This is a genomic window from Pseudanabaena sp. 'Roaring Creek', from assembly GCF_001402795.1.
Classification (GTDB): Bacteria; Cyanobacteriota; Cyanobacteriia; order Pseudanabaenales; family Pseudanabaenaceae; genus Pseudanabaena.
Map to the genome: position 1 here is coordinate 1 of NZ_LIRE01000318.1, position 6,245 is coordinate 6,245.

At 45.2% G+C, this 6,245-nt stretch carries 6 protein-coding genes; 5 read left to right on the plus strand and 1 reads right to left on the minus strand.

From position 1 onward, the window contains the following. Positions 1-136: 136 nt before the first annotated feature. On the minus strand, positions 137-1,297 hold the full coding sequence (locus AC805_RS10855) for a phosphotransferase enzyme family protein (RefSeq protein WP_055075453.1): 1,161 nt from the start codon (positions 1,295-1,297) through the stop codon (positions 137-139). 32 nt (positions 1,298-1,329) lie between these two features. Between AC805_RS10855 and rfbC the strand changes: the two genes are divergently transcribed. From rfbC to AC805_RS10880, 5 genes are all read left to right on the plus strand, one after another. Further along, positions 1,330-1,875, plus strand: a complete 546-nt coding sequence (gene rfbC, locus AC805_RS10860; protein WP_055075454.1) for a dTDP-4-dehydrorhamnose 3,5-epimerase — start codon at positions 1,330-1,332, stop codon at positions 1,873-1,875. Further along, positions 1,872-2,912, plus strand: coding sequence for a dTDP-glucose 4,6-dehydratase (rfbB, locus tag AC805_RS10865; RefSeq protein WP_055075455.1), 1,041 nt, complete (start codon positions 1,872-1,874; stop codon positions 2,910-2,912). Before rfbC ends, rfbB begins: the two co-directional genes overlap by 4 nt. Further along, complete coding sequence (gene rfbD / locus AC805_RS10870; protein WP_055075456.1) at positions 2,909-3,787, plus strand: dTDP-4-dehydrorhamnose reductase; 879 nt, start codon at positions 2,909-2,911, stop codon at positions 3,785-3,787. Before rfbB ends, rfbD begins: the two co-directional genes overlap by 4 nt. A 177-nt stretch (positions 3,788-3,964) precedes the next feature. Further along, positions 3,965-5,038: a glucose-1-phosphate thymidylyltransferase gene (locus tag AC805_RS10875; RefSeq protein WP_055075458.1), complete on the plus strand. Its 1,074-nt coding sequence runs from the start codon at positions 3,965-3,967 to the stop codon at positions 5,036-5,038. Between the two features lie 161 nt (positions 5,039-5,199). Further along, entirely contained in the window at positions 5,200-5,952 is a 753-nt protein-coding gene (locus AC805_RS10880) for a Uma2 family endonuclease (protein WP_055075457.1), read from the plus strand. The last annotated feature ends 293 nt before the right edge of the window (positions 5,953-6,245 follow it).

Sequence of the window (6,245 nt, forward strand, 5' to 3'; positions counted from 1 at the left end):
TCTTAAATGGTTGTGGGCTTAATCAAATATAAAACCCTAAAACCCTGCGGCGCACGATGCGCCGCAGGGTTTAGATCTGGATTTTAATTATGCTGAGGTACTTGGTAATTCTAAATGAGTCGAAGCTCTATTTTTCTCATTTAGATGAGTCAACAATGATTTGCTTGATGGCTGATTCCTGTGATTCAATGCTTGCGACTAGGCGAAACTGTACTAGCGATCGCCATAGATTATGTTCGGGATGTTGGGCGTGGAAGTAGATATTACCTGCTAAGTAATCGGTAAAAAAGCGCAAACCCAACTCAAAGGTAATCACCCTGATCGCGTCGTAAATATAGGCGTAATCGGATTCCGTCAAAAAGGAACTAGCCTTGGCTAAATATCCCTGCAAGATGCCTTGACATAGTTCTATCTCAAAGGTGACATCTTCCCATTGTTCTGTCTCTTCGCCCCGAAGATTGCAGCCCGATCGCAAACAATCACCAATATCGTAATGGATTAATCCTGATTTGACCGTATCGAGGTCGATTATGCTTACCGCCAGCTGGGTCTGGCGATCGAACAGAATATTATTTACCTTCGGATCGCCATGGATCGTTCGTTCTTGCAGTTTCCCCGCCTTCGCATCTTCTAAAATATGTGCTAATCCTTGGCGATCGCTCACGAACCTCATGCAGTAATCGACTTCAGGAGAAATATGCCGATTTCCTTTGGCTAAGATCTGTTCATATTGCCTGAGATAGCGTGGCGTAATATGAAAGCCTTCTAAGGTATCCGCCAATCTAGTCGCCGCTAAGTCGCTAGTCAGATGATGGAAAGTTCCCAAAGCATAGCCAACTTCTCTAGCCCGTTCGACATCTGCAATTACATCAAAGGATTGGGAGCCTTCGATAAAACTAAGCGATCGCCAGAATTCCCCCTGCTCAGTTTGCCAATAGTCATGCCCCTCTTCAGTTGGCAATATCTGCGGAATTTCCCACCGTCGATCGAGGGGGGATGCTTGCAAGCGATCGCGCACATGTTCTGCATAAATTCGGATATTCTGCATAACCATCGGTGGTTTTTTAAATACCGCCGTATTTATCTGCTGCAAAATAAAATGACTAGAATGTTGGACTGGTAAATTACCTTTGAAATTATCTTTTAAATTATCTTTTAAAGAAATTAGAAAAGTATCATTGATATTGCCACTGCCAAAACGTTGAATATTCGCAATTGGAGATTGTGGCAAGAATTTTTGAACGATCTCTTCTATGGAGGATTGCTGAGACTGGTCGAGGAGATGATTTTGAGCCATAATTTTTTGAAACAAGGTCAGGCAATGTTTGCATGAAAGTTGAAACTACAGCAATTCCCGATGTTTTACTGATCGCACCTCAAGTTTTCCACGACGCAAGAGGATTTTTCTATGAGTCCTATAATCAAGTATCTTTTGCAAAAATGACAGGGCTAAATCCGAGGTTTGTGCAGGATAACCATTCGCGATCGCAAAGAAATGTATTGAGAGGATTGCACTATCAAATCGGCAAGCCTCAAGGTAAGTTAGTGAGAGCCTTAATCGGTGTAATTCAAGATGTTGCCGTAGATTTGCGTCGCAGTTCGCCCACCTTTGGTAAATGGGTAAGTAATATTCTAAGTGCCAAAAACTACCAACAGCTTTGGATTCCCGCAGGATTTGCCCATGGATTTCTAGTCTTGTCTGATTTTGCAGAAATAGCCTATAAGGCTACAGATTACTACGATCCTCAAGAAGAACGTTGCTTGTTATGGAACGATCCCGACCTTGCGATCGCATGGCAACTTGACGAATCCCCGATTTTGTCTGATAAGGATGCCGTTGGCAAATCATTGAAAGAAGCAGAGTTATTTGTATGAATCTAGGATTATCTCCAGCAGCATCGCCAGAAAAATTCTCAAGAGTACTCGTCACAGGGGGGGCTGGATTTATTGGCTCGAACTACGTGCATTATGCCCTTGTCAATCATCCGACATGGGAGATCGTGGTTTTAGATAAGCTCACCTATGCGGGTAATTTAGACAATCTCAAGGATGTTCGCGATCGCCTTACCTTCATTCAAGGCGATATTGCTCATCCTGACGATGTGGAAAAAGCCGTCAATGGCGTGGATGCCATCCTCAACTTTGCCGCCGAAAGCCATGTCGATCGCAGTTTGCGCGATCCGCTCCCCTTCATCCGTACGAATATTGAAGGCACTTTATTACTCTTGGAAGCGGCGCGAAAACATCAAATTAAACGCTTTCTCCATGTTTCGACCGATGAGGTTTATGGCGATCTTGTGGGCAGCGATCGCCATTCGTTAGAAACTGACGTTTTATCACCTCGCAGCCCCTACGCTGCATCCAAAGCTGGCGCAGAGCATCTGGTCTTTTCCTATGGCATTAGCTACGGCTTAGATGTGGTAATTACGAGAGGCTCCAATACCTATGGACTATACCAATATCCTGAAAAAATTATTCCGCTCTTCATCACCAACGCGCTAGAGTCCAAAGCCCTGCCCATCTATGGCGATGGTTCCGCTGTCCGTGATTATCTCTATGTTGAAGATCATTGCTCAGGTATTGACATAGTTTTACACAAAGGTAACAGCGGTAAAGCCTATAACTTGGGGGCGAGAATGGAGGTGAATGGGCTTGAAGTTGCCAAGACTATTTTAGGGTTGCTCGATCGCCCCGAATCCTTAATGCGATCGGTTAGCGATCGTCCAGGACATGACTATCGCTACTCCGTCGATCCTAGTGCGACGGAGGCTCTAGGCTGGCAACGTCAATGGGATTTTCAACGGGGCATGGCTCAAACCGTCGCTTGGTACAAACAGAACTCAGATTGGTGGCAAGCGGTCAAGGATAAGAAAGTATTTCAGGAACATTACAACCAGTGGTATGCCCGATGAGTAATCCTCTAAAAGTGTCTCTGATCGGGGCAAATGGTCAGTTAGGCTCGGATATTGTCAGTCATTTTGCCCAAGGCGATCGCTATCAACTCACCGCATTAACTCGCGCCGATATTGATATTTGTGATGCCAATGCTGTCGATCGAGTTTTGAGCGGGCACAAATTTGATGTTGTCATCAATAGCGCCGCCTATGTAAGGGTCGATGACTGCGAACAGGAGGTCGAAAGAGCTTTTAACGTCAATGCGATCGGTGCATTGAATGTGGCAAGAGCAAGCCGCGATATGGACGCTTTGTGTGTATATATCAGCACTGATTACGTGTTTCGCGGCGATCGCCAAGTTCCTTACTCCGAGTCCGATCTTCCCGATCCGATTAATGTTTATGGGACATCTAAGCTCACGGGTGAATATCTAGTCAAACAAACGACCCCGCGATCGCTAATTTTGCGCATATCTAGCGTATTTGGTAAAGCAGGCGCAAGCGGTAAAGGGGGCAACTTTGTGGAAACGATCGTTAAAAAAGCCAAAGCAGGCGATTCCCTTAAGGTGGTCGATGACATGGTGATGTCTCCCACCTATACCTACGACGTAGCCAGACTCTTAGACTCATTATTACAGGCTGGTACTACGGGAATTATGCATGGGGCGAATGCAGGTATTTGCTCTTGGCATGAGTTTGCTACCGAAATCCTGCGCCTAGCTAATATCAATCATCCGATTGAGTCAATTCCGACATCTGCGTTTCCCACCAAAGCTAAGCGACCGATGAATTCTGCTCTCGTTAGCGATCGCCTAAATCCGAGTGCAGCTTTTAAAATGCGTTCTTGGCAAGACGCACTTACAGCCTATTTAGCTGAAAAATCATACCTTTAATAAACATGCAAGTGGCTGGGCATAATTAAAACCCAGAATCAAAAGCTGTAGCGCACGCGCAGCATGCGCTACAGCTTTTTGGGTTTTATATTTAATTGCCCAGCTACTTAATAAACATGAGCTTCACCTCGCGTTGCTAATTTTTAGATATCTGGAAAACATAAAAATATGAAAGATATGAAAGCCTTAATTCTCTCTGGTGGCAAAGGAACAAGACTGCGACCGCTCACCTACACAGGGGCAAAACAACTAGTACCCGTCGCCAACAAGCCAATTCTTTGGTACTGCATCGAAAGTATTGTCGCCGCAGGCATTACCGATATCGGCATCGTGATTAGCCCTGAAACGGGGGATGAAGTTAGAAACAAAACGGGTAACGGCGATCGCTTTGGTGCAAATATTACCTATATTCTCCAAGATAAACCCGCAGGGCTAGCCCATGCCGTTAAAACCGCACAGCCATACCTAGGCGATGATTCCTTCATCATGTTTCTCGGTGATAACCTGATCGAATCCCAACTGGATACCTTCTTGAATGATTTTGCGCAAAAGCAATTAGATGCTCTAATTTTATTGCGCCAAGTACCAGACCCCAGTGCCTTTGGGGTCGTGACTGTAGATGCAACAGGCAAAGTGCTAAGACTGGTTGAAAAGCCCAAAAAACCTGAATCTAATCTGGCGCTAGTTGGGGTGTATTTTTTTAAACCAATAATTCATGATGCCATCGCCCAAATATCTCCATCTTTTAGAGGTGAGCTGGAAATCACCGATGCTATCCAAAAGTTAATTGATACCAATCAAAAGGTTGAAGCCTCCGAACTTGAGGGTTGGTGGCTCGATACTGGTAAAAAGGACGATATTCTGGTTGCTAATCAAATTTTGCTGGATACGCGACTTAAATCCCAAAATCTCGGTGAAGTTGATTCCGCTAGTAATATCAGCGGAAGGGTTCAGATAGGTCAAGGCTCTCAAATTATTAACTGTAAAATCCGTGGACCTGTAATCATCGGTAATGATTGTCATCTCGAACATGCTTACATTGGTCCCTATACCAGCATCAGCGATCGCGTCACTATTGTTGATACGGATATCGAACATAGTGTGATTCTCAACGACACCACAATTACAGGAATTCATCAACGCATCGTCGATAGTGTCATTGGTCAGCGGGTATTGATGCAGGTCTCTCCCAAGCGTCCTCAAGCCCTACGTTTTCTGGTTGGGGATGACTCTCAGCTAGAGATTATGTAATTATGGCAGTGAACCCAAGAAGAGAATAGCGGCACTCTGCGCCGCTATTCTCTTCTTGGGTTTTGATTTTGCCTTACATACAAGCGGCGACGGCTATATTACAGACCGAAAAAATTTGGTAAAATTGTATTTTGACAATGTTACTCAAGGCTAGTCACGCTATGTATCAGCCAATTCATCCGCGATCGCCCCTAGAGACAATGCCAACAATGTACGATTTGCCAAGTGAGTTGGTGGGAGAGTCTGGTTTGCCTGACGAATTTCATTGCATACAGGCGGATTTACTCAGTGAGACCTGCCAACCCGTTGGCTATTCGCCAGAAGAGATCCTGCTCGCAAGTGATCTCAATCTCTATTACGACCCCAGACATACTCAATGGTACAAGCGTCCTGATTGGTATATGGTTTTGGGTGTACCGAGAGCTATTCAACAGCAGGAATTGCGGCTGAGTTACTTAATCTGGCAAGAGGGCGTTACGCCTTTTTTGGTTGTGGAGTTGCTATCTCCAGGAACTGAAGAAGATGACCTAGGACAAAGGCTGAGAGAGGTCAACCAGCCACCGACTAAGTGGGAGGTCTACGAGCGGATTTTGCGCGTTCCTTACTATGTAATCTACGATCGCTACGAAAATAATCTGCGTGCCTTTGAGATTTCAGTTAACGGATATAAGGCAATCTCATTAACTGAGGGTCGCTTCTGGATCGAAAGTTTAGGGATGGGATTGGGACTCTGGCAAGGGGTTTATCAAGGAACCGAAGGGCTTTGGCTGCGGTGGTATAACCAAACTAGTTGGCTGCCCACCCTAGCCGAGAAAGCTGAGGCAGCGAGCCAACGAGCTGAGGCAGCGAGCCAACGAGCTGATAAATTGGCTGCTTACCTGCGATCGCAAGGTATAGATCCTGATAATTTATAACTTGAAAAAATCAAGAGCTGTAGTGCACGCTGCGCGTGCGCTACAGCTCTTGATTCTGGGTTTTAATTATGCCCAGCCACTTGGGATTTAAACAAAGTGTTGCCAAGATGATTTTTTTACAGGGATATAGCAGTAGCCAGTTATGTTAGGACAAAAACAAAACCCAGAAGAGTGTTGCGGCGCTTTGCGCCGCAACACTCTTCTGGGTTTATAGCTATATAAGTACTTTTGCAAAATAAATTACGGAAACCTGTAAAGTTGCCCCCCCCGCAGGGGCTCAACTTTACAGGTTT

What these genes read in the sequence shown, in the direction of transcription:
- AC805_RS10855 (WP_055075453.1), bottom strand. Translation starts at nt 1,297, where the DNA reads ATGGCTCAAAATCATCTCCTCGACCAGTCTCAGCAATCCTCCATAGAA.
- rfbC (WP_055075454.1), top strand. Translation starts at nt 1,330, where the DNA reads ATGAAAGTTGAAACTACAGCAATTCCCGATGTTTTACTGATCGCACCT.
- rfbB (WP_055075455.1), top strand. Translation starts at nt 1,872, where the DNA reads ATGAATCTAGGATTATCTCCAGCAGCATCGCCAGAAAAATTCTCAAGA.
- rfbD (WP_055075456.1), top strand. Translation starts at nt 2,909, where the DNA reads ATGAGTAATCCTCTAAAAGTGTCTCTGATCGGGGCAAATGGTCAGTTA.
- AC805_RS10875 (WP_055075458.1), top strand. Translation starts at nt 3,965, where the DNA reads ATGAAAGCCTTAATTCTCTCTGGTGGCAAAGGAACAAGACTGCGACCG.
- AC805_RS10880 (WP_055075457.1), top strand. Translation starts at nt 5,200, where the DNA reads ATGTATCAGCCAATTCATCCGCGATCGCCCCTAGAGACAATGCCAACA.